The sequence below is a fragment of the Azohydromonas sp. genome, from assembly GCF_035325925.1.
In the GTDB taxonomy this organism is placed as follows: Bacteria; Pseudomonadota; Gammaproteobacteria; order Burkholderiales; family Burkholderiaceae_C; genus Calidifontimicrobium.
In genome coordinates this window covers 21681-41957 of the sequence record NZ_DAOKZA010000033.1, presented here as the reverse complement: position 1 = coordinate 41957, position 20277 = coordinate 21681, and the positions used below count along the sequence as shown (strand labels likewise).

Here is a 20277-nt window from a genome sequence, read left to right as displayed (position 1 = left end):
CTTGAGGGGGTAGTGGCGAAAGCTGTGCGAGTTCGAGTCTCGCCGTCGGCACCAGGGTTTCCACAGTCCGCTGTACCGAGATCGCCGCGACGTCCTCACCCGGTGCGACGCGGCGGGCCCTGACAGGTTCGTGCAGGGTTCGGCAGGCAAGCTCGGGCTCACCGCGGTGGCCTCGATGCGCGAGGCCTGCCACGCCGGGTGAGCGAACAAGAGCACGCCGACACCATGGACCTGCAACAGTACCTGCCCGTCATCCTGTTCATCCTGGTCGGCGTGGCGGTCGGCGTCGCGCCGCAGGTCATCGGCTTCGTCTTCGGGCCCAACCGGCCCGACCCCGAGAAGAACTCGCCGTACGAGTGCGGCTTCGAGGCCTTCGAGGACGCGCGCATGAAGTTCGACGTGCGCTACTACCTCGTCGCGATCCTGTTCATCCTGTTCGACCTCGAGATTGCGTTCCTCTTCCCGTGGGCCGTCGCGCTGCACGACATCGGCGCCACCGGCTTCTGGGCCATGATGATCTTCCTCGCGATCCTCGTCGTCGGCTTCGTCTACGAGTGGAAGAAGGGCGCCCTGGATTGGGAATGACCCGGGAGCAGTGACATGGGCATCGAAGGCGTTCTGAAGGAAGGCTTCGTCACCACCTCGGTCGACAAGCTGATCAACTGGTCCAAGACCGGCTCGCTGTGGCCGATGACCTTCGGGCTGGCGTGCTGCGCGGTGGAGATGATGCACGCCGGCGCGGCGCGCTACGACATCGACCGCTTCGGCATGCTGTTCCGCCCCAGCCCGCGCCAGAGCGACCTGATGATCGTCGCGGGCACGCTGTGCAACAAGATGGCCCCGGCGCTGCGCAAGGTCTACGACCAGATGGCCGAGCCGCGCTGGGTGCTGAGCATGGGCTCGTGCGCCAACGGCGGGGGCTACTACCACTACAGCTACAGCGTCGTGCGCGGCTGCGACCGCATCGTCCCGGTGGACGTCTACGTGCCGGGCTGCCCGCCCACCGCCGAGGCGCTGCTGTACGGCATCCTGCAGCTGCAGGCCAAGATCCGGCGCGAGAACACGATCGCGCGCTGAGCCCAACGATCATGAGCGAACGACTCGACAGGCTCGAAGCCGCGCTGCGCGCGGCGCTCGGCGAGCGCATGCAGGACCTGCGGCGCGACCGCGGCGAGATCACGGTGACGGTGCGCGCGGCCGACAGTCTCGACGCCGCGCGCACGCTGCGCGACGACGCGGCGCTGCGCTTCGAGCAGCTGATCGACCTCGCCGGCGTCGACTACTCGGGTTACAAGGACCGGCCCTGGGAGGGCCTGCGCTACTGCGTGGTCACGCACCTGCTGTCGGTGAGCCTGAACCACCGCGTGCGGCTGAAGGTGTTCGCGCCCGACGACGACCTGCCGGTGGTGCCGTCGCTGACCGGCGTGTGGAGCGCGGCCAACTGGTTCGAGCGCGAGGCCTTCGACCTGTACGGCATCGTCTTCGACGGCCACGACGACCTGCGCCGCATCCTCACCGACTACGGCTTCATCGGCCACCCGATGCGCAAGGACTTCCCCGTGTCGGGCCACGTCGAGATGCGCTACGACCCAGAGCGCCGCCGCGTGATCTACCAGCCGGTGACGATCGAGCCGCGCGAGATCACGCCGCGCATCGTGCGCGAAGAATCCTATGGTGGACTGCAATGACCGCAGTGCTCGTCGTCGTCGAGCGGCCACGAGGGCCTCAGGCCGCTTCGCGGGGGGGCTGATCCATGGCTGACATCAAGAACTACACGCTGAACTTCGGGCCGCAGCACCCGGCGGCCCACGGGGTGCTGCGCCTGGTGCTCGAGCTCGACGGCGAGGTCATCCAGCGCGCCGACCCGCACGTCGGGCTGCTGCACCGCGCCACCGAGAAGCTCGCCGAGACGAAGACCTACATCCAGGCGCTGCCGTACATGGACCGTCTCGACTACGTGTCGATGATGTGCAACGAGCATGCGTACTGCCTGGCCATCGAGAAGCTGCTCGGCATCGAGGTGCCCGAGCGCGCGCAGTACATCCGCGTGATGTTCGCCGAGATCACCCGGCTGCTGAACCACCTGCTGTGGCTCGGCGCGCACGGCCTCGACTGCGGTGCGATGAACATGCTCATCTACTGCTTCCGCGAGCGCGAGGACCTGTTCGACATGTACGAGGCGGTGTCGGGCGCGCGCATGCATGCCGCGTACTTCCGCCCCGGCGGCGTGTACCGCGACCTGCCCGAGTCGATGCCGCAGTACCAGCCCAGCAAGATCCGCAACGCGAAGGCCGTCGACAAGCTCAATGCCAACCGCCAGGGCTCGCTGCTCGACTTCATCGACGACTTCTGCGCGCGTTTCCCGGCCAACGTCGACGACTACGAGACGCTGCTCACCGACAACCGCATCTGGAAGCAGCGCACCGTGGGCATCGGCGTCGTCAGCCCCGAGCGCGCGCTGAACATGGGCTTCACCGGCCCGATGCTGCGCGGCTCGGGCGTCGCGTGGGACCTGCGCAAGACGCAGCCGTACGAGGTCTACGACCGCATGGACTTCGACGTGCCGGTGGGCAGCAACGGCGACACCTACGACCGCTACCTGGTGCGCGTCGAGGAGATGCGCCAGGCCAATCGCATCATCCGGCAGTGCGTCGACTGGCTGCGCGCGAATCCGGGCCCCGTCATCACCGACAACCACAAGGTGGCACCGCCGCCGCGGGTCGAGATGAAGGCCAACATGGAGGAGCTGATCCACCACTTCAAGCTCTTCACCGAGGGCTTCCACGTGCCCGAGGGCGAGGTCTACGCCGCGGTCGAGCACCCGAAGGGCGAGTTCGGCATCTACCTGGTCAGCGACGGCGCGAACAAGCCGTACCGCATGAAGATCCGCGCGCCGGGCTTCGCGCACCTCGCCGGGCTCGACGAGATGGCGCGCGGCCACATGATCGCCGACGCGGTGGCGATCATCGGCACCATGGACATCGTGTTCGGCGAGATCGATCGATGATGAAGTTCAGCGACGCAACGATGGCGCGCTTCGCGCGCGAGATCGCGAAGTACCCGCCGCAGCACAAGGCATCGGCGGTGATGGCCTGCCTGGCGATCGTGCAGCAGGAGCAGGGCTGGGTGTCGCAGGAGGCCGAGGTCGCGCTCGCCGAGGTGCTCGACATGCCGCCGATCGCGGTGCACGAGGTCACGACCTTCTACAACATGTACAACCAGCAGCCGGTGGGCCGCTACAAGCTCAACGTCTGCACCAACCTGCCGTGCCAGCTGCGCGACGGCGAGAAGGCGCTGGCGCGCCTGTGCGAGAAGCTGGGCGTCGAGGAAGGCGGCACCACCGCCGACGGCCTGTTCACGGTGCAGAAGTGCGAGTGCCTGGGCGCCTGCGCCGACGCGCCGGTGATGCTGGTCAACGACCGCCAGATGGTCAGCTTCATGAGCGACGAGCGGCTCGACGCGCTGATCGACACGCTGAGGGCGCACGATGCTTGACCTGTCGAGGTTCCAGGCCAGCGGGCGCGAGACCTGCTTCCACGGCCGGCACATCCAGCCGCAGATCTACGCCGGGCTCGACGGCAGCAACTGGCGCCTGGCCGACTACGTCGCGCGCGGCGGCTACCGCGCGCTGAAGAAGATTCTCGGCGTCGACCCGCCCGGCGGCGGGATGACGCCCGAGCAGGTCATCGCCGAGGTCAAGACCAGCGCGCTGCGCGGGCGCGGCGGCGCGGGCTTCCCGACGGGGCTGAAGTGGAGCTTCATGCCGCGCCAGTTCCCGGGCGCCAAGTACCTGGTGTGCAACAGCGACGAGGGCGAGCCCGGCACCTGCAAGGACCGCGACATCCTCGCCTACAACCCGCACATCGTCATCGAGGGCATGGCGATCGCCGCCTACGCGATGGGCGTGAAGACGGGCTACAACTACATCCACGGCGAGGTCTTCGAGGTCTACGAGCGCTTCGAGCGCGCGCTCGAGGAGGCGCGCGCCGCCGGCTTCCTGGGCGACGACATCCTCGGCTCGGGGTTCGGCTTCCAGCTGCACGCCTTCCACGGCTTCGGCGCGTACATCTGCGGCGAGGAGACGGCGCTGCTCGAAAGCCTGGAGGGCAAGAAGGGCCAGCCGCGGTTCAAGCCGCCGTTCCCGGCCAGCTTCGGGCTGTACGGCAAGCCCACGACGATCAACAACACCGAGACCTTCGCCGCGGTGCCGTGGATCATCAACCACGGCGGCTTGGCCTACCTCGAGTGCGGCAAGCCGAACAACGGCGGCACGAAGATCTTCTCGATGGTCGGTGACGTCGAGCGCCCGGGCAACTACGAGATCCCGCTGGGCACGCCGTTCGCGAAGCTGCTCGAGCTCGCCGGCGGCGTCAGGGGCGGGCGCAGGCTCAAGGCGGTGATCCCCGGCGGCTCGTCGGCACCGGTGCTGCCCGCGGGCGCCATGATGGACCTGACGATGGACTACGACGCCATCGCCAAGGCCGGCTCGATGCTCGGCTCGGGCGCGGTGATCGTGATGGACGAGACGCGCTGCATGGTGCGCAGCCTGCTGCGGCTCGACTACTTCTACATGCACGAGAGCTGCGGCCAGTGCACGCCGTGCCGCGAGGGCACCGGCTGGCTGTGGCGCATCGTCAACCGCATCGAGCACGGCCAGGGCCGCCTGGAGGACCTCGAACTGCTCGACTCGGTGGCCGACAACATCAAGGGGCGCACGATCTGCGCGCTCGGCGACGCCGCGGCGATGCCGGTGCAGGGCATGCTCAAGCACTTCCGCGACGAGTTCGTGCACCACATCGAACACAAGACCTGTCTCGTGGGTGCGCACGCGCGCAGCGCCTCGCTGCCCGCCGAGCCGGTCGCCGGAGCGGCCCGATGATCGAGATCGAACTCGACGGCAAGAAGGTCAGCGTGCCCGAGGGCAGCATGGTGATGCATGCGGCCGACGCGGCGGGCACCTACATCCCGCACTTCTGCTACCACAAGAAGCTCAGCATCGCGGCGAACTGCCGCATGTGCCTGGTCGACGTCGAGAAGGCCCCGAAGCCGATGCCGGCGTGCGCGACGCCGGTCACGCAGGGCATGGTCGTGCACAGCCGCAGCGACAAGGCGCTGCGGGCGCAGAAGTCGGTGATGGAGTTCCTGCTCATCAACCACCCGCTGGACTGTCCGATCTGCGACCAGGGCGGCGAGTGCCAGCTGCAGGACCTCGCCGTCGGCTACGGCCACTCGGCGTCGCGCTACGGCGAGGAAAAGCGCGTCGTGGCGCCGAAGGACGTCGGCCCGTTGATCTCGATGGAGGAGATGACGCGCTGCATCCACTGCACGCGCTGCGTGCGCTTCGGCCAGGAGATCGCCGGCGTCATGGAGCTCGGCATGGTGCACCGCGGCGAGCACAGCGAGATCACGACGATCAGCGGCGGCACCGTCGACAGCGAACTGTCGGGCAACATGATCGACATCTGCCCGGTCGGCGCGCTGACCAGCAAGCCGTTCCGCTACAGCGCGCGCACCTGGGAGCTGTCGCGGCGCAAGAGCGTGAGCCCGCACGACAGCGTCGGCGCCAATCTGATCGTCCAGGTCAAGGGCACCCGCGTGATGCGCGTCGTCCCGTTCGAGAACGAGGACGTCAACGAGTGCTGGATCGCCGACCGCGACCGCTTCAGCTACGAGGCGCTGAACACCGACCGGCGCCTGACCTCACCGATGCTCAAGCAGGGTGGCCAGTGGCGCGCGGTCGACTGGAACACCGCGCTGGACTACGTCGCCGACGGGCTGCAGCGCATCAAGGCCGAGTTCGGTGCGCAGGCCATCGGCGCGCTCGGCGCACCGGGCCAGACCTGCGAGGAGCTGCACCTGCTGGCCAGGCTGGTGCGCGGCCTCGGCAGCGACAACGTCGACCACCGCACGCGCCACGCCGACTTCTCGCCGCGCGCCGGCGTGCGCTGGCTCGGCACCCCGATCGCGTCGCTGTCGTCGCTGCAGCGCGCCTTCGTGATCGGCGCGTTCCTGCGCAAAGACCAGCCGCTGCTCGCGCAGCGCATCCGCCAGGCGGTGCGCCACGGCGCCGAGGTCTCGAGCCTGAACGCGGTGCACGACGACTGGGCGATGCCCGTGGCGCACCGCCTGAGCGCCGCGCCGTCGGGCTGGCTGCAGGCGCTGGCCGACGTCGCTGCCGCGGTCGCCGCGCGCACCGGCGCGGCCGCGCCGCTGCCCGGCCACGCGACGCCCGAGGCGCAGGCCGTGGCCGACTCGCTGCTCGGCGGTGATCGCAAGGCGGTGCTGCTGGGCAACGCCGCCACGTGGCACCCGCAGGCCGGCGCGCTGCTCGCGCTGGCGAACTGGATCGGCGCACAGTGCGGCGCCACGGTGGGCGTGCTCGGCGATGCCGGCAACGCGGTGGGCGCGCAGCTGGTCGGCGCGATGCCGCGCGCCGGCGGGCTGAACGCAGCGCAGATGCTGTCGCAGCCGATGAAGGCGCTGCTGCTGCTCGGCGTCGAGCCGGCGCACGACGCCGCCGATCCGGCCGCCGCGGTCGCGGCGCTGCAGGGGGCAGGCATGGTCGTCGCGCTGACCGCTTTCAACGACGCGGTCGTCGAGCACGCCGACGTGATGCTGCCGATCGCGCCGTTCACCGAGACTGCCGGCACTTTCGTCAACGCCGAGGGCCGCGCGCAGAGCTTCCACGGCGTCGTCAGGCCGCTGGGCGAGACGCGCCCGGCGTGGAAGGTGCTTCGCGTGCTCGGCAACCTGCTGGGCCTCGACGGCTTCGAGCACGAGTCGGTCGACGAGGTGCGCGCCGAGGCGCTCGGCGACGTCGCGTCGATCGCCTCGCGCCTGGACAACGCCGCCGCGTTCGCCGCGCCGATGCCGGCGGCCGCGGGCCTCGAGCGCATCGCCGACGTGCCCATCTACGCCGGCGACGCGATCGTGCGCCGCGCGGCGTCGCTGCAGCGCACCGCCGACGCCGCCAGGCCCGTGGCCGGGCTGCCCAGCGCGCTGTGGCGCGAGCTTGGCCTGCGCGTCGGCGACCACGTGCGCCTGTCGCGCGGCGCCGCGCAGGTGGTGCTCGCGGCGTGCGAGGACACGACGCTGGCGGCGGGTGCGGGGCGCGTGGCCGCCACCGCCGACACCGCGGCGCTGGGCGCGCTGTTCGGCCCGCTGAGCGTCGAGAAGGTCTGACATGCTCGATCAAGTGCATCAACTCGGGCAGGCCACGCTGGGCGGCACCTGGTGGCCGGTGGTGTGGAACCTGGTGAAGATCGTCGCGCTGGTGCTGCCGCTGATGGGCTGCGTGGCGTACCTGACGCTGTGGGAGCGCAAGGGCATCGGCTGGACGCAGATCCGCCCGGGCCCGAACCGCGTCGGCCCGTACGGGCTGCTGACGCCGATCGCCGACGCGGTGAAGCTGGTCTTCAAGGAGATCATCCGCCCGACCGCGGCGAACAAGGGGCTGTTCTTCCTCGGCCCGGTGATGACCATCATGCCGGCGCTGGCGGCGTGGGCGGTGGTGCCCTTCGGCCCCGAGGTCGCGCTGGCGAACATCAACGCCGGGCTGCTGTTCCTGATGGCCATCACCTCGCTCGAGGTCTACGGCGTGATCATCGCCGGCTGGGCGAGCAACTCGAAGTACGCGTTCCTCGGCGCGCTGCGCGCGTCGGCGCAGATGGTCAGCTACGAGATCGCGATGGGCTTCGCGCTGGTCGTCGTGCTGATGGTCTCGGCGAGCATGAACATGACCGAGATCGTGCTGTCGCAGGATCGCGGCCGGTTCGCCGAGATGGGGCTGAACTTCCTGTCGTGGAACTGGCTGCCGCTGCTGCCGATCTTCCTCGTCTACTTCATCTCCGGGCTGGCCGAGACCAACCGCCACCCGTTCGACGTCGTCGAGGGCGAGAGCGAGATCGTCGCCGGGCACATGATCGAGTACTCGGGCATGAGCTTCGCGATGTTCTTCCTCGCCGAGTACGCGAACATGATCCTGGTCAGCACGCTGTGCGTGATCATGTTCCTCGGCGGCTGGCTGCCGCCGATCGACTCGGCGCTGTTCAACTGGATCCCGGGCTGGATCTGGCTCGCGATCAAGACCTTCGTCGTCGTCACCATGTTCCTGTGGGTGCGCTCGACGTTCCCGCGCTACCGCTACGACCAGATCATGCGCCTGGGCTGGAAGATCTTCATCCCGGTGACGCTGGTGTGGCTGGTGGTCGTGGGGCTGTGGATCCAGTCGCCGTGGAACATCTGGAAATGAACCGGCCCACCCCCGAAGCGCCTTCGGCGCTCCTCCTCGAGGCGGCGCCGCCGGCGGACCGGCGATGCCGGATCCGCGGCGGTGGCTTGCGCGCCCGTGCGCCGCGACGCGTGCGGGCATGGTGCGGGGCCGTCAACGCGTCTGAGGGCTCGTCATGAGTGCGGTCAAGGACTTCTTCTCGAGCTTCCTGCTGCTCGAGCTGTTCAAGGGGCTCGCGATCACCGGGCGGCACTTCCTGTCGCCGCACATCACGATCCAGTTCCCCGAGGAGAAGACGCCGCTGTCGCCGCGTTTCCGCGGGCTGCACGCGCTGCGCCGCTACGACAACGGCGAGGAGCGCTGCATCGCGTGCAAGCTGTGCGAGGCGGTGTGCCCGGCGCTGGCGATCACGATCGAATCCGGGTGCCGCGAAGACAACACGCGACGCACCACCCGCTACGACATCGACCTCACGAAGTGCATCTTCTGCGGCTTCTGCGAGGAGAGCTGCCCGGTCGACTCGATCGTCGAGACGCACATCTTCGAGTACCACGGCGAGAAGCGCGGCGACCTGTACTTCACCAAGGACATGCTGCTCGCGGTCGGCGACCGCTACGAGAAGCAGATCGCCGCCGCCAAGGAGGCCGACGCCCGCTACCGCTGACAGGCCTGCGGCGTCGCCCGCGCCCCGCGCCGTCCGCACCGAAGGCGCGCGCGCATCACGCGGCCCACACACCATGAACACCATCACCGCGCTCTTCTACCTGTTCTCCGTCGTGCTGCTGTTCGCCGCGCTGCGCGTGATCACGGCGCGCAGCACCGTGCACGCGGCGCTGTACCTCGTGCTCGCGTTCTTCAACGCGGCGTGCGTGTGGATGCTGCTCGAGGCCGAGTTCCTCGCGATCGCGCTGGTGCTGGTCTACGTCGGCGCGGTGATGGTGCTGTTCCTGTTCGTCGTGATGATGCTCGACATCAACACCGACCGCTTCCGCGAGAACTTCTGGCGCCACTTCCCGCTGGCCGGGCTCGTCGGCGCGGTGATCGCGCTCGAGATGGCGCTGGTGCTGATGGGCGGCTTCGACCTGCCCGACGCGCCGCAGCCCGACGCCGCCGCAGTGGCGATGGGCAACACCCGGCTGCTGGGCATCGAGATCTACACCAAGTACCTGTACCCGCTGCAGGTCGCCGCGGTGCTGCTGCTGCTGGCGATCGTCGCGGCGATCGCGCTGACGCTGCGCCGGCGCAAGGACTCGCGCTACATCGACCCGGCCGCGCAGGTGCGCGTGCGCAAGGCCGACCGGCTGCGTGTCGTCAGGATGCCGCCGGTGGTCGAGCGGCCGGCCGCGGCGCCGGCCGGCGAGGAGGGCAAGGCATGATGGGTCCGATCACGCTCGGGCATTTCCTGTCGCTCGGCGCGATCCTGTTCGCGCTGTCGGTGATCGGGATCTTCCTCAACCGCCGCAACCTGATCGTGCTGCTGATGGCCATCGAGCTGATGCTGCTGGCGGTCAACCTGAACTTCGTCGCGTTCTCGCACTACCTCGGCGACATGGCCGGGCAGGTGTTCGTGTTCTTCATCCTCACGGTGGCCGCCGCCGAGTCGGCGATCGGCCTGGCGATCCTCGTCGTGCTGTTCCGCAACCGCGCGTCGATCGCGGTCGAGGAGCTCGACACGCTCAAGGGCTGACATGGACCACCCCCCCACGGCCCTCGCCCGCCCCCTCGAGGGGGCGCCGCCAGCGCACCGGCAACGCCGGGTCCGCGGCGGCCGCTCGCCTTGCCGGCGTAGCCCCGTGCCGCTGCTGAACAGACTATGGCCGCAGAACTGAACCCCAACACCCTGCTCGCGATCCCGCTGGCGCCGCTCGTGGGCGCGATCGTCGCGGGCCTGGCCGGCCGCTGGGTCGGCCGGCGCGGCGCGCACACGGTGACGATCCTCGGCGTCGCGCTGTCGTTCGTGCTGTCGGCACTGGTGCTGCGCGACGTCGCGGTCGACGGCGCGCGCTTCGACGCCACCGTCTACGAGTGGATGGTCGTCGGCGGCCTGAAGATGGAAGTCGGCTTCCTCGTCGACGGACTGAGCGCGATGATGATGTGCGTCGTGACCTTCGTGTCGCTGATGGTGCACGTCTACACCATCGGCTACATGGCCGACGACCCGGGCTACCAGCGCTTCTTCTCGTACATCAGCCTGTTCACGTTCTCGATGCTCATGCTGGTCATGAGCAACAACTTCCTGCAGTTGTTCTTCGGCTGGGAGGCGGTGGGCCTGGTGTCGTACCTGCTGATCGGCTTCTGGTTCAAGAAGCCGACGGCGATCTTCGCCAACATGAAGGCCTTCCTGGTCAACCGGGTCGGCGACTTCGGCTTCATCCTCGGCATCGGCCTGCTCGCCGCCTACGCCGGCACGCTGCACTACGGCGAGACCTTCGCGAAGGCCGGCGAACTGGCGCAGCTCACGTTCCCCGGCACCGACTGGATGCTGATCACGGTGGCGTGCATCTGCCTGTTCATCGGCGCGATGGGCAAGAGCGCGCAGTTCCCGCTGCACGTGTGGCTGCCCGACTCGATGGAAGGCCCGACGCCGATCTCGGCGCTGATCCACGCCGCGACGATGGTCACTGCCGGCATCTTCATGGTCGCGCGCATGAGCCCGCTGTTCGAGCTGTCGGACACCGCGCTGTCGTTCGTGCTGGTGATCGGCGCGATCACCGCGCTGTTCATGGGCTTCCTGGGCATCGTCCAGAACGACATCAAGCGCGTCGTCGCGTACTCGACGCTGTCGCAGCTGGGCTACATGACGGTCGCGCTGGGCGCCAGTGCCTACTCGGTGGCGGTGTTCCACCTGATGACGCACGCGTTCTTCAAGGCGCTGCTGTTCCTTGCCGCCGGCAGCGTGATCATCGGCATGCACCACGACCAGGACATCCGCAACATGGGCGGCCTGCGCAGGTACATGCCGATCACGTGGATCACGTCGCTGCTCGGCTCGCTGGCGCTGATCGGCACGCCGCTGTTCTCGGGCTTCTACTCGAAGGACAGCATCATCATGGCCGTCGAGGCGAGCACGCTGCCGGGCGCGGGGTTCGCGACCTTCGCGGTGATCGCCGGCGTGTTCGTCACCGCGTTCTACTCGTTTCGCATGTACTTCCTCGTCTTCCACGGCGAGGAGCGCTTCCGCCACAAGCCGTTCCCGCCCGCGGACGACCACGCGCACGGCCGCGACGACCATCACGACGCGACGCCGCACGAGTCGCCGTGGGTCGTCACCGCGCCGCTGATCCTGCTGGCGGTGCCGTCGGTGGTGATCGGCTACCTGACGATCGGCCCGATGCTGTTCGGCGACTTCTTCAAGGACTCGATCGTCGTCGACGCCGCGCGCCACCCGGCGATGACCCAGCTGGCCGCGCAGTTCCACGGCGCCGCGGCGATGGCGCTGCACGGGCTGCAGACGCCGCCGTTCTGGCTCGCGCTGGCCGGCGTCGTCACCGCCTGGTGGTTCTACCTGAGGCAGCCGTCGATCCCGGCGGCGATCAAGGCGCGCTTCGGCGTCGTGTACCGCGTGCTCGAGAACAAGTACTACATGGACTGGTTCAACGAGAACGTGATCGCCCCGACCGCGCGCGCGCTGGGCACCGGCCTGTGGAAGGGCGGCGACGTGGGCCTGATCGACGGCCTGATCAACGGCAGCGCGCGTGCCGTCGACGCCCTGGCCGCGGCGGCGCGCCGCGTGCAGACCGGGCACCTGTACTGGTACGCGCTGGTGATGATCCTGGGCGTGTTCGCGCTGATGACGTGGCAGCTGTGGCCGCACCTGACGAGCCTGTTCGGCCGTTGAGACGACGACACGACGGGCGGAGCGAAGAACAATGGGCTTGCTGAGTGTTGCCATCTGGCTGCCGATCGTGGTCGGCGCCGTGCTGCTCGCGCTGGGGCGCGACGAGCACAAGGACACGGTGCGCTGGGTCGCGCTGGTCGGCTCGATCGCCGCCTTCGCGGTGACGATCCCGCTGGTGGCGGGGTTCGACGCGTCGACGGCGCAGATGCAGTTCGTCGAGCTGCTGCCGTGGATCGAGCGCTTCAACGTGCACTACCACCTCGGGGTCGACGGCATCTCGGTGTGGTTCGTGCTGCTGACCGCGTTCATCACGGTGATCGTCGTGATCTCGGCGTGGCAGGTGATCGAGCAGCGCGTCAACCAGTACATGGGCGCGTTCCTGATCCTGTCGGGGCTGATGATCGGCGTGTTCGCCGCGCTCGACGGGCTGCTGTTCTACGTGTTCTTCGAGGCGACGCTGATCCCGATGTACATCATCATCGGCGTGTGGGGCGGCCCGCGGCGCGTCTACGCGGCGTTCAAGTTCTTCCTGTACACGCTGCTCGGCTCGCTGCTGATGTTGATCGCGCTGATCTACCTGTACTGGAAGTCGGGCGGCAGCTTCTCGATCCTCGAATGGCACGCGCTGCCGATCCCGATGGGCGCGCAGGCGCTGCTGTTCTTCGCGTTCTTCGCGGCGTTCAGCGTGAAGGTGCCGATGTGGCCGGTGCACACCTGGCTGCCCGACGCGCACGTCGAGGCGCCCACCGGCGGCTCGGTGGTGCTGGCGGCGATCATGCTCAAGCTCGGCGCCTACGGCTTCCTGCGCTTCTCGATGCCGATCGCGCCCGACGCGTCGCGCGAGTACGCGTGGTTCATCATCGCGCTGAGCCTGGTCGCGGTGGTGTACATCGGGCTGGTCGCGCTGGTGCAGCGCGACATGAAGAAGCTCGTCGCGTACTCGTCGATCGCGCACATGGGCTTCGTGACGCTGGGCTTCTTCGTCTTCAACGACCTCGGCGTGGCCGGGGGGCTGGTGCAGATGATCAGCCACGGCTTCGTCTCGGGCGCGATGTTCCTGTGCATCGGCGTGCTCTACGACCGCGTGCACTCGCGCGAGATCGCCGACTACGGCGGCGTCGTCAACACGATGCCGCGCTTCACCGCGTTCGCGGTGCTGTTCGCGATGGCCAACTGCGGCCTGCCGGGCACCGCCGGCTTCGTCGGCGAGTGGATGGTCATCCTGGGCACCGTGAAGGTCAACTTCTGGCTCGGCCTGCTGGCGGCCACCACGCTGATCTTCGGCGCGGCGTACACGCTGTGGATGGTCAAGCGCGTGTACTTCGGCGAGGTCGCCAACGACGACGTCAGGGCGCTGGCCGACATCAACGCGCGCGAGTTCGCGATGCTCGCGCTGCTGGCCGCGGCGGTGCTCGCGATGGGCGTGTACCCGAAGCCGTTCACCGACGTGATGCAGGTGTCGGTGGCGCAGCTGCTCGAGCACGTGGCGCTGTCCAAGCTGGACTGACATGGCCCACCCCCGCAGCGCCTTCGGCGCTCCCCCTCGAGGGGGAGCCGCCAGCGGACCGGCGCAGCCGGGTCTGTGGCGGCCGCTCGATCGGTCGAGGCGCACCCGCCCAGGCCCGCTCGACCGCACTGGAAGCTGAGATGAACGAACTGAACTGGACCGTCGCGCTGCCCGAGATCGTGCTGCTGGTCGCGGTGTGCGTCGTCGCGATCGTCGACCTGTTCGTCGACGACCCGCGGCGCCGGCCGACCTTCTGGCTGGCGCAGGCGTCGCTGGCGCTGGTCGCCTGGCTGCACCTGCAGGCGCTGAACGCGGGCGACAGCGCGCTGGCGATGCAGGGCCTGATGGTGTCCGACCCGATGGGCCACCTGCTGGCGCTGGCCGCGACGCTGGCGGTGATGCTGACCATCGCATACGCGCAGCCGTACATCGCGTCGCGCGAGATGCTCAAGGGCGAGTTCTTCACGCTGGCGATGTTCTCGCTGCTCGGCATCTCGGTGATGGTGTCGGCGAACAACTTCCTCGTCATCTACCTCGGCCTCGAGGTGATGAGCCTGTCGCTGTACGCGCTGGTCGCGCTGCGGCGCGACGATGCGCAGGCCACCGAGGCGGCGATGAAGTACTTCGTGCTCGGCGCGCTGGCCAGCGGCTTCCTGCTGTACGGGCTGTCGATGATGTACGGCGCCACCGGTTCGCTGCAGCACGCCGAGGTGTTCGACGCGATCCAGAGCGGGCGCATCAACCAGGAGGTGCTGGTGTTCGGCCTGGTGTTCGTCGTCGCCGGGCTGGCGTTCAAGTTCGGCGCGGTGCCGTTCCACATGTGGGTGCCCGACGTCTACCACGGCGCCCCGACCGCGGTGACGCTGCTGATCGCCGGCGCGCCCAAGCTGGCGGCGTTCGGCATGACGCTGCGCCTGCTGCACGAGAGCCTGAACGGGCTGGCCGCCGACTGGCAGCAGATGCTGATCGTGCTCGCCGTCGCGTCGCTGGTGGTCGGCAACTTCGTCGCCATCGCGCAGGGCAACTTCAAGCGCATGCTGGCGTACTCGACGATCGCGCAGGTCGGCTTCGTGCTGCTCGGCCTGACGCCCACCGTGGTCGGCGGCAACACGCTGTCGGCGGCCAACGGCTACAGCTCGGCGCTGTTCTACCTGGTGACCTACGTGCTGACCACGCTGGGCACCTTCGGCATGGTGATGCTGCTGGCGCGCCAGGGCCACGAGTGCGACCGCATCGCCGACCTCGCCGGGCTGTCCAGGCGCAGCCCCTGGCTGGCCGGCGTGATGACGGTGTTCATGTTCTCGCTGGCCGGCATCCCGCCGACGGTGGGCTTCTACGCGAAGCTGGCGGTGCTGCAGGCGCTGGTGACCACCGGATCGACCGGCTACATCGTGCTCGCGGTGGTCGCGGTATTGCTGTCGCTGATCGGCGCGTACTACTACCTGCGCGTGGTCAAGGTGATGTACTTCGACGAGCCGACCGACCCGACGCCGGTGACCTGGGTGCCGCAGGGCGCAGGTGCGCTGCTGGCGCTCAACGGTGCGGCGGTGCTCGCGCTCGGCCTGCTGCCCGGCGGGCTGATGGCGCTGTGCCGTGACGCCATCGTCAAGGCGCTGGCGGGGTGACCCAGTCCGCCGAAGTCTGGCTGGTGCTGCTCGTCGCGCTGCTGCTGGCCAACCTGCCGTTCGTCAACGAGCGGCTGTTCGTCGTCGGTCCGCGGCGGGCGAACAAGCACCTGGGCTGGCGCGTGCTCGAACTGCTGCTGTTCGGCGCGCTCACGCTGGCGGTCGGGTTCGGGCTCGAGACGCGCGTCGGCCAGCGCCACGCGCAGGGCTGGGAGTTCTATGCCGCCGCGCTGTGCCTGTTCCTGACCTTCGCGTTCCCCGGGGTCGTCTGGCGCTACCTGCGCCGGCGCGGCGGCTGATGGACGGCGACGACGCGCACCTGCGCGAGACGCGCGTCGACACGCGCGTGGTGTTCCGCGGCGCGCTGCTCGAGGTGCGGCGCGACACCGTGCGCCTGCCCGGCGGGCGCGAGGCCGGGCGGGAGTACATCGTGCACCCCGGCGCGGTGGTCGTCGTGCCGCTGCTCGACGACGGGCGGCTGGTGATGGAGCGCCAGTTCCGCTACCCGCTGGGTCGCGTGCTGCTCGAACTTCCCGCCGGCAAGATCGACGCCGGCGAGGGCCCGCTGGCCACCGCGGTGCGCGAGCTCGCCGAGGAGACCGGCTACCGCGCGCGCGAGTGGGCGCGCGCCGGCGCGATGCACACCGCGGTCGCCTACTCCGACGAGTGCATCGAGATCTGGTTCGCGCGCGGCCTGTCGCCGGGCGAGCAGCGCCTCGACGACGGCGAACACCTCGACGTCGTGTGTCTCGACCCGGCCGAGCTCGACGCGATGGCCGCGCGCGGCGAGGTCACCGACGCGAAGACGCTGGTCGGGCTGATGTGGCTGCAGCGCTGGCGCGCCGGCGCCTGGGCGCTGCCCTGGCAGCCCGCGCCCTGACGGCCTCGGCCCGCCTGCCGATAATGCGCCCATGAAGGTGCTGGACCTGCGCTGCCAACACGGCCACCGCTTCGAGGGCTGGTTCACCTCGGAGGACGAGTTCCTCGACCAGAACGGCCGCGGCCTGGTCGAGTGCCCGCTGTGCGGCGACCGCATCGTGCAGCGGCTGCCCAGCGCGCCGCGGCTGAACCTGTCCGGCGCGACCGAGCCCGCGGCGGCCCCGCCGGCCTCGCCGCCGCAGCCCGACCTGCAGGCGCTGTGGCTGAAGGCGGTGCACCACGTGCTGGCGACCACCGAGGACGTCGGCGAGCGCTTTCCCGACGAGGCGCGGCGCATCCACTACGGCGAGGTCGAGTCGCGCGGCATCCGCGGCCGCGCGACGCCCGAGCAGACGCAGGCGCTGCGCGACGAGGGCATCGAGGTCACGCCGCTGCCGATGCCGAAGGCGCTGAAGGAACCACTGCAGTAGCCGGCGGCGTGCGGTGCGACGCGGCGTTGAGCCGCGCGACGACCTGCACCAGCCGCGCGTCGCCGGGGTGCGCGCGCAGCTCGAATCCCAGGCGCCGCGCCAGCGCCAGCATCGCCGCGTTGCCGGCCTGCACCTCGCCCTCGAGCTGCGCCAGCCCGGCGGCGTGCGCGTGGTCGCGCAGGCTCGCGAGCAGCCGCCGGCCGATGCCGTGGCGCTGCCAGGCGTCGGCGACGACGAGCGCGAACTCGGCCGCGTCGTCGCGCTCGCCGATCACGTAGCGCGCCTCGCCCACCGGCGTGGCCGCCGGCCCCGGCGCGTCGTCGAAGCTCTCGGCGACCAGCGCGACGTGGCGCCGGTGGTCGACCTGCGTCATGCGCCGCAGCCAGTCGGCCGGCAGCTCGCGGATCGGCGCGAAGAAGCGCTGCGTGCGCGCCGCCGGCGACAGGCTGCGCACCAGCCGCTGCTGCAGGTCGTCGTCCTGCGGCAGCACCGGGCGCAGCGTCACGCGGCGGCCGTCGGCGAGGCGCACCACGTCGATCAGGCGCGTCGGCACGTGCAGCGCGGTCACGGCGCCACCCTGGCGGCCGGCCGGTGCGGCGGTACCAGTTCGCCGCCGAGGTCGAGCAGCAGCAGCGACGAGTCCTGCAGCGCGCTGACGATCGCGTCGCCGTCGTCGGGCGCGAACACGTGGCGGTCGCCGGGCGCGAGGATCACGTCGCGCGGATCGTCGTCGACGGTGATCCACAGGCTGCCGCTGAGGCAGACCACGGCGCGCCCCTGCGGCCGGGGCAGGCGCAGCAGGCTGTGGCGCGCCATCCGGCGCGCAGGCAGTTGCAGATCGGTGAACATGGTGCGGGCCTCCTTGCCATGCGTGCGATGCATCTGTCGATCGGTCTCGACATTGCCACCGAACGCCATGTCACGATGTTCGGTGAGGAAGTAGACTGATTCAAACGGTGATTTGGAATACTCTGCATGCGCGTACTGCATGCGAAGGAGCAACCACGATGGCTCGCCGGCCGTACCACCTGCCCCCGCTGGCGCCGCTCGAGGCGTTCGAGGCGGCCGCGCGCCACCTGAGCTTCACGCGCGCCGCCGACGAGCTGGCGCTGACGCAGTCGGCGATCAGCCGGCAGATCCAGGCGCTCGAGGCGCACTACGGCGTGCCGCTGTTCCAGCGCCTGCACCGCGCGCTGCGGCTGACGCCCGACGGCGAGCTGCTGCAGCGCGTGGTCGTCGACGTGCTGCAGCAGCTGCACGCCACCGGCCAGGCGCTGCAGCGCGCGGCGCGGCCGAAAACCGTGGTCGTCACGACCACGCCCGGCTTCGCCGGCCTGTGGCTGATCCCGCGGCTGGGCAGCTTCACCGCGGCGCATCCGGGCGTGGACGTGCGCATCTCGGCCACGCACGCGCTGCTGCACCTGGAGCGCGACGGCATCGACGTCGCGATCCGCTACGACGCCGCCGCCGACACGGTGTCACGCCTGTTCGGCGAGGTCGTGTTCCCGGTGTGCAGCCCGCGGCTGCTCGGCGACCCGGCGCGCCCGCTGGCGCAGCCGCAGGACCTGCGCCACCACGTGCTGCTCGCGCTGCACGACGAGGGCCAGACGCCGTACGCCGAGTGGCCGCTGTGGCTGCGCGCGGTCGGGCTCGAGCGGCTGCAGCCGGCCGGCACGCTGCATCACTCGCTGTACGACCAGCTGATCCAGGCCGCGGTCAACGGCCACGGCGTCGCGCTCGGGCGCTCGCCGCTGGTCGACGCGCTGATCGACGACGGCCGGCTGGTGGCGCCGTTCGACACACGGCACGTCTCGCCGCGCAGCTACCACGTGCTGACGTCCGATGCCGGCGCGGCGCGCGCCGAGGTGCAGGCCTTCGTGGCCTGGCTGCACGCGCAGGCCGGCGCTACAGCACCCGGCCCGGGTTCATGACGCCCTGCGGGTCGAGTGCGGCCTTGATCGCGCGCATCATGCGCAGCGCCACCGCGTCCTTGCGCCGCGCCAGCTCGTCGCGCTTGAGCGCGCCGATGCCGTGTTCGGCCGAGAACGTGCCGCCGTGCGCGGCCACCGCGTCGAACACCAGCGCGTTCACCGCGCGCTCGTGGTCGCGCAGGAACGCCGCGGCGTCGACGCCCGCGGGCGCCTGCACGTTGTAGTGCAGGTTGCCGTCGCCGAGGTGGCCGAAGTCGACCAGCCGCACGCCGGGGAACGCGGCGGCGAGCGCGGCGTCGGTGGCGGCGACGAACGCGGCGATGCGCGACACCGGCAGCGCGATGTCGTGCTTGACGTTCAGCCCTTCCTCGGCCTGCGCCAGCGGGATCGACTCGCGCAGCTGCCACAGCGCCTTCGACTGCGCGAGGCTCTCGGCGACCACCGCGTCGCCGATCACGCCGGCGTCGAGCGCGTCGGCGAGCAGCGCCTCGAAGGCGTCGCGCGCGTGCGCCTCGCTCTCGCCGTCGGACAGCTCGAGCAGCACGGTCCACGGCGGCGTCTCGCGTCCGGCGAACGGCCGCGGCAGCTGCGCGAAGTGGCGCGACACCAGGTCGAGCGAGAGGCGGTTCATCGCCTCGCAGCCGGTCAGGCCCGCGCCCAGGCGCGTGCGCGCCAGCTCGAGCAGGCGCACCGCGGCGCCGATCGAGTCGCAGGCGGCCAGCGCGGTCATCACCGCCGCCGGGCGCGGGAACAGCTGCAGCGTCGCGGCGGTGATCACGCCCAGCGTGCCCTCGCTGCCGACGAACAGGTCGCGCAGGTCGTAGCCGGTGTTGTCCTTGCGCAGCCCCGACAGCCCGTCCCACAGCTCGCCCAGCGGCGTCACCACCTCGAGTCCCAGGCACAGCGCGCGCGCGTTGCCGTAGCGCAGCACCTGCGTGCCGCCTGCGTTGGTCGCCAGGTTGCCGCCGATCGTCGCGCTGCCCTCGGCGGCCAGGCTCAGCGGGAACAGCAGCCCGGCGTCGGCGGCGGCCCGCTGCACCGCGTGCAGCACGCAGCCGGCGTCGACGGTGATCGTCAGGTTCGCCGCGTCGAGCTCGCGCACGCGGTTCAGCCGCGTCAGGCTCAGCAGCACCTGCGTGCCGCTGTCGTCGGGCACGCCGCCGCCGACCAGTCCGGTGTTGCCGCCCTGCGGCACCACCGCGACGCCGGCGTCGGCGCAGGCGCGCACGACGGTGGCCACCTCGGCGGGCGTGCCCGGGCGCACGACGGCCAGCGCACGGCCGTGCCAGCGGCGCCGCCAGTCGGTCTCGAAGGCGGCGAGGTCGGCGCCGCCGTCGCGCGTGAGCACGTGGCCGGCGCCGACGATGTCGCGCAGGCGGTCGGGCAGGGTCGAGGCGTTCATCGCGAGGCCTCCTTCGCGCCGCCGCCGCGCAGCCGCCAGCGCACGTGCAGCGCACAGGCGGCGAACACCAGCACGCACAGCAGCACCTGCAACGCGGCCAGCAGCGCCGAGGTGCCGCGCTCGGTGGTCGCGCGCACCACGCCCTCGGCGACGTACGGCCACACCAGCAGGCTCAGCCAGCGGTAGGTGTACATGCGGTGTCTGAGCAGCCCGCCGATCGGGATCGCCAGCGGCAGCACCTTCAGCGCCCAGGTGCGGTTGCCGGTGGGCGCCAGCCACAGCTCCCACGCCAGCCCGAGCACGATCATCGCCAGCAGCCCGCCCACCGCGAGCGCGCGCGTCAAGCGCACCACGTCGTCGACCGGCGCGGCGGCCGGGGCAGGGGTCGCGTCCAT

General features: G+C 70.3%; 22 protein-coding genes. 18 read left to right on the top strand and 4 right to left on the bottom strand.

Annotated features, from left to right (window positions below):
* The first annotated feature begins 225 nt into the window (after positions 1-225).
* From PKC53_RS12885 to PKC53_RS12805, 17 genes are all read left to right on the top strand, one after another.
* Entirely contained in the window at positions 226-585 is a 360-nt protein-coding gene (locus PKC53_RS12885; protein ID WP_324429196.1) for an NADH-quinone oxidoreductase subunit A, read from the top strand.
* A gap of 15 nt (positions 586-600) precedes the next feature.
* Positions 601-1077 carry an NADH-quinone oxidoreductase subunit B gene (locus tag PKC53_RS12880; RefSeq protein ID WP_046113908.1) on the top strand — a complete coding sequence of 159 codons (477 nt, stop codon included), beginning with the start codon at positions 601-603 and terminating at the stop codon, positions 1075-1077.
* An 11-nt stretch (positions 1078-1088) separates the two neighbouring features.
* The gene (locus PKC53_RS12875) at positions 1089-1688 is read left to right on the top strand and encodes an NADH-quinone oxidoreductase subunit C (RefSeq protein WP_324429182.1); all 600 of its coding nucleotides are present in this window, start codon (positions 1089-1091) and stop codon (positions 1686-1688) included.
* A gap of 65 nt (positions 1689-1753) precedes the next feature.
* The gene (locus PKC53_RS12870) at positions 1754-3007 is read left to right on the top strand and encodes an NADH-quinone oxidoreductase subunit D (RefSeq protein WP_324429180.1); all 1254 of its coding nucleotides are present in this window, start codon (positions 1754-1756) and stop codon (positions 3005-3007) included.
* The gene (locus tag PKC53_RS12865) at positions 3007-3495 is read left to right on the top strand and encodes an NAD(P)H-dependent oxidoreductase subunit E (RefSeq protein ID WP_324429200.1); all 489 of its coding nucleotides are present in this window, start codon (positions 3007-3009) and stop codon (positions 3493-3495) included. The genes PKC53_RS12870 and PKC53_RS12865 overlap by 1 nt, the downstream gene beginning before the upstream one ends.
* On the top strand, positions 3488-4879 hold the full coding sequence (gene nuoF / locus PKC53_RS12860) for an NADH-quinone oxidoreductase subunit NuoF (RefSeq protein WP_324429178.1): 1392 nt from the start codon (positions 3488-3490) through the stop codon (positions 4877-4879). Before PKC53_RS12865 ends, nuoF begins: the two co-directional genes overlap by 8 nt.
* Complete coding sequence (nuoG, locus tag PKC53_RS12855; RefSeq protein ID WP_324429176.1) at positions 4876-7182, top strand: NADH-quinone oxidoreductase subunit NuoG; 2307 nt, start codon at positions 4876-4878, stop codon at positions 7180-7182. The genes nuoF and nuoG overlap by 4 nt, the downstream gene beginning before the upstream one ends.
* A 1-nt stretch (position 7183) precedes the next feature.
* Positions 7184-8251 carry an NADH-quinone oxidoreductase subunit NuoH gene (nuoH, locus tag PKC53_RS12850; protein ID WP_324429175.1) on the top strand — a complete coding sequence of 356 codons (1068 nt, stop codon included), beginning with the start codon at positions 7184-7186 and terminating at the stop codon, positions 8249-8251.
* A 154-nt stretch (positions 8252-8405) separates the two neighbouring features.
* On the top strand, positions 8406-8894 hold the full coding sequence (gene nuoI / locus PKC53_RS12845) for an NADH-quinone oxidoreductase subunit NuoI (RefSeq protein WP_324429173.1): 489 nt from the start codon (positions 8406-8408) through the stop codon (positions 8892-8894).
* 73 nt (positions 8895-8967) lie between these two features.
* The gene (locus PKC53_RS12840; protein ID WP_324429171.1) at positions 8968-9606 is read left to right on the top strand and encodes an NADH-quinone oxidoreductase subunit J; all 639 of its coding nucleotides are present in this window, start codon (positions 8968-8970) and stop codon (positions 9604-9606) included.
* Positions 9606-9917: an NADH-quinone oxidoreductase subunit NuoK gene (nuoK, locus tag PKC53_RS12835; protein ID WP_324429198.1), complete on the top strand. Its 312-nt coding sequence runs from the start codon at positions 9606-9608 to the stop codon at positions 9915-9917. Before PKC53_RS12840 ends, nuoK begins: the two co-directional genes overlap by 1 nt.
* Before the next feature lie 126 nt (positions 9918-10043).
* Entirely contained in the window at positions 10044-12068 is a 2025-nt protein-coding gene (gene nuoL, locus PKC53_RS12830; RefSeq protein ID WP_324429169.1) for an NADH-quinone oxidoreductase subunit L, read from the top strand.
* Positions 12069-12099: 31 nt separating this feature from the next.
* Positions 12100-13575, top strand: a complete 1476-nt coding sequence (locus PKC53_RS12825; protein ID WP_324429167.1) for an NADH-quinone oxidoreductase subunit M — start codon at positions 12100-12102, stop codon at positions 13573-13575.
* A 140-nt stretch (positions 13576-13715) separates the two neighbouring features.
* On the top strand, positions 13716-15200 hold the full coding sequence (gene nuoN, locus PKC53_RS12820) for an NADH-quinone oxidoreductase subunit NuoN (protein WP_324429165.1): 1485 nt from the start codon (positions 13716-13718) through the stop codon (positions 15198-15200).
* On the top strand, positions 15197-15499 hold the full coding sequence (locus PKC53_RS12815) for a DUF2818 family protein (RefSeq protein ID WP_324429163.1): 303 nt from the start codon (positions 15197-15199) through the stop codon (positions 15497-15499). The genes nuoN and PKC53_RS12815 overlap by 4 nt, the downstream gene beginning before the upstream one ends.
* Positions 15499-16080: an NUDIX hydrolase gene (locus PKC53_RS12810; protein WP_324429161.1), complete on the top strand. Its 582-nt coding sequence runs from the start codon at positions 15499-15501 to the stop codon at positions 16078-16080. Before PKC53_RS12815 ends, PKC53_RS12810 begins: the two co-directional genes overlap by 1 nt.
* A 31-nt stretch (positions 16081-16111) precedes the next feature.
* A complete protein-coding gene (locus PKC53_RS12805; protein ID WP_324429159.1) occupies positions 16112-16549 on the top strand; it encodes a DUF1178 family protein in 438 nt (145 codons plus the stop codon).
* On the opposite strand, the gene PKC53_RS12800 is transcribed toward PKC53_RS12805, so the two are convergent.
* Both PKC53_RS12800 and PKC53_RS12795 read right to left on the bottom strand, forming a co-directional pair.
* On the bottom strand, positions 16503-17117 hold the full coding sequence (locus PKC53_RS12800) for a GNAT family N-acetyltransferase (RefSeq protein WP_324429157.1): 615 nt from the start codon (positions 17115-17117) through the stop codon (positions 16503-16505). The two genes, PKC53_RS12805 and PKC53_RS12800, sit on opposite strands and share 47 nt — an antisense overlap.
* A complete protein-coding gene (locus PKC53_RS12795) occupies positions 17114-17539 on the bottom strand; it encodes a DUF2917 domain-containing protein (protein ID WP_324429155.1) in 426 nt (141 codons plus the stop codon). Before PKC53_RS12795 ends, PKC53_RS12800 begins: the two co-directional genes overlap by 4 nt.
* A 17-nt stretch (positions 17540-17556) precedes the next feature.
* Between PKC53_RS12795 and gcvA the strand changes: the two genes are divergently transcribed.
* On the top strand, positions 17557-18480 hold the full coding sequence (gene gcvA, locus PKC53_RS12790; RefSeq protein WP_324429153.1) for a transcriptional regulator GcvA: 924 nt from the start codon (positions 17557-17559) through the stop codon (positions 18478-18480).
* Here the strand turns inward: gcvA and PKC53_RS12785 are convergent.
* Together PKC53_RS12785 and PKC53_RS12780 are read right to left on the bottom strand one after the other, a co-directional pair.
* Entirely contained in the window at positions 18455-19882 is a 1428-nt protein-coding gene (locus PKC53_RS12785; RefSeq protein ID WP_324429151.1) for an FAD-binding oxidoreductase, read from the bottom strand. The genes gcvA and PKC53_RS12785 overlap by 26 nt on opposite strands.
* Positions 19879-20277 (bottom strand): DUF2069 domain-containing protein, encoded by a 399-nt coding sequence (locus tag PKC53_RS12780; RefSeq protein ID WP_324429150.1) that lies wholly within the window; start codon positions 20275-20277, stop codon positions 19879-19881. The genes PKC53_RS12785 and PKC53_RS12780 overlap by 4 nt, the downstream gene beginning before the upstream one ends.

Excerpts from the sequence above, each read along its gene's own strand:
- PKC53_RS12885 (WP_324429196.1), top strand. The coding sequence starts at position 226 with ATGGACCTGCAACAGTACCTGCCCGTCATCCTGTTCATCCTGGTCGGC.
- PKC53_RS12880 (WP_046113908.1), top strand. The coding sequence starts at position 601 with ATGGGCATCGAAGGCGTTCTGAAGGAAGGCTTCGTCACCACCTCGGTC.
- PKC53_RS12875 (WP_324429182.1), top strand. The coding sequence starts at position 1,089 with ATGAGCGAACGACTCGACAGGCTCGAAGCCGCGCTGCGCGCGGCGCTC.
- PKC53_RS12870 (WP_324429180.1), top strand. The coding sequence starts at position 1,754 with ATGGCTGACATCAAGAACTACACGCTGAACTTCGGGCCGCAGCACCCG.
- PKC53_RS12865 (WP_324429200.1), top strand. The coding sequence starts at position 3,007 with ATGAAGTTCAGCGACGCAACGATGGCGCGCTTCGCGCGCGAGATCGCG.
- nuoF (WP_324429178.1), top strand. The coding sequence starts at position 3,488 with ATGCTTGACCTGTCGAGGTTCCAGGCCAGCGGGCGCGAGACCTGCTTC.
- nuoG (WP_324429176.1), top strand. The coding sequence starts at position 4,876 with ATGATCGAGATCGAACTCGACGGCAAGAAGGTCAGCGTGCCCGAGGGC.
- nuoH (WP_324429175.1), top strand. The coding sequence starts at position 7,184 with ATGCTCGATCAAGTGCATCAACTCGGGCAGGCCACGCTGGGCGGCACC.
- nuoI (WP_324429173.1), top strand. The coding sequence starts at position 8,406 with ATGAGTGCGGTCAAGGACTTCTTCTCGAGCTTCCTGCTGCTCGAGCTG.
- PKC53_RS12840 (WP_324429171.1), top strand. The coding sequence starts at position 8,968 with ATGAACACCATCACCGCGCTCTTCTACCTGTTCTCCGTCGTGCTGCTG.
- nuoK (WP_324429198.1), top strand. The coding sequence starts at position 9,606 with ATGGGTCCGATCACGCTCGGGCATTTCCTGTCGCTCGGCGCGATCCTG.
- nuoL (WP_324429169.1), top strand. The coding sequence starts at position 10,044 with ATGGCCGCAGAACTGAACCCCAACACCCTGCTCGCGATCCCGCTGGCG.
- PKC53_RS12825 (WP_324429167.1), top strand. The coding sequence starts at position 12,100 with ATGGGCTTGCTGAGTGTTGCCATCTGGCTGCCGATCGTGGTCGGCGCC.
- nuoN (WP_324429165.1), top strand. The coding sequence starts at position 13,716 with ATGAACGAACTGAACTGGACCGTCGCGCTGCCCGAGATCGTGCTGCTG.
- PKC53_RS12810 (WP_324429161.1), top strand. The coding sequence starts at position 15,499 with ATGGACGGCGACGACGCGCACCTGCGCGAGACGCGCGTCGACACGCGC.
- PKC53_RS12805 (WP_324429159.1), top strand. The coding sequence starts at position 16,112 with ATGAAGGTGCTGGACCTGCGCTGCCAACACGGCCACCGCTTCGAGGGC.
- PKC53_RS12795 (WP_324429155.1), bottom strand. The coding sequence starts at position 17,539 with ATGCAGTACGCGCATGCAGAGTATTCCAAATCACCGTTTGAATCAGTC.
- gcvA (WP_324429153.1), top strand. The coding sequence starts at position 17,557 with ATGGCTCGCCGGCCGTACCACCTGCCCCCGCTGGCGCCGCTCGAGGCG.
- PKC53_RS12785 (WP_324429151.1), bottom strand. The coding sequence starts at position 19,882 with ATGAACGCCTCGACCCTGCCCGACCGCCTGCGCGACATCGTCGGCGCC.
- PKC53_RS12780 (WP_324429150.1), bottom strand. The coding sequence starts at position 20,277 with ATGGACGCGACCCCTGCCCCGGCCGCCGCGCCGGTCGACGACGTGGTG.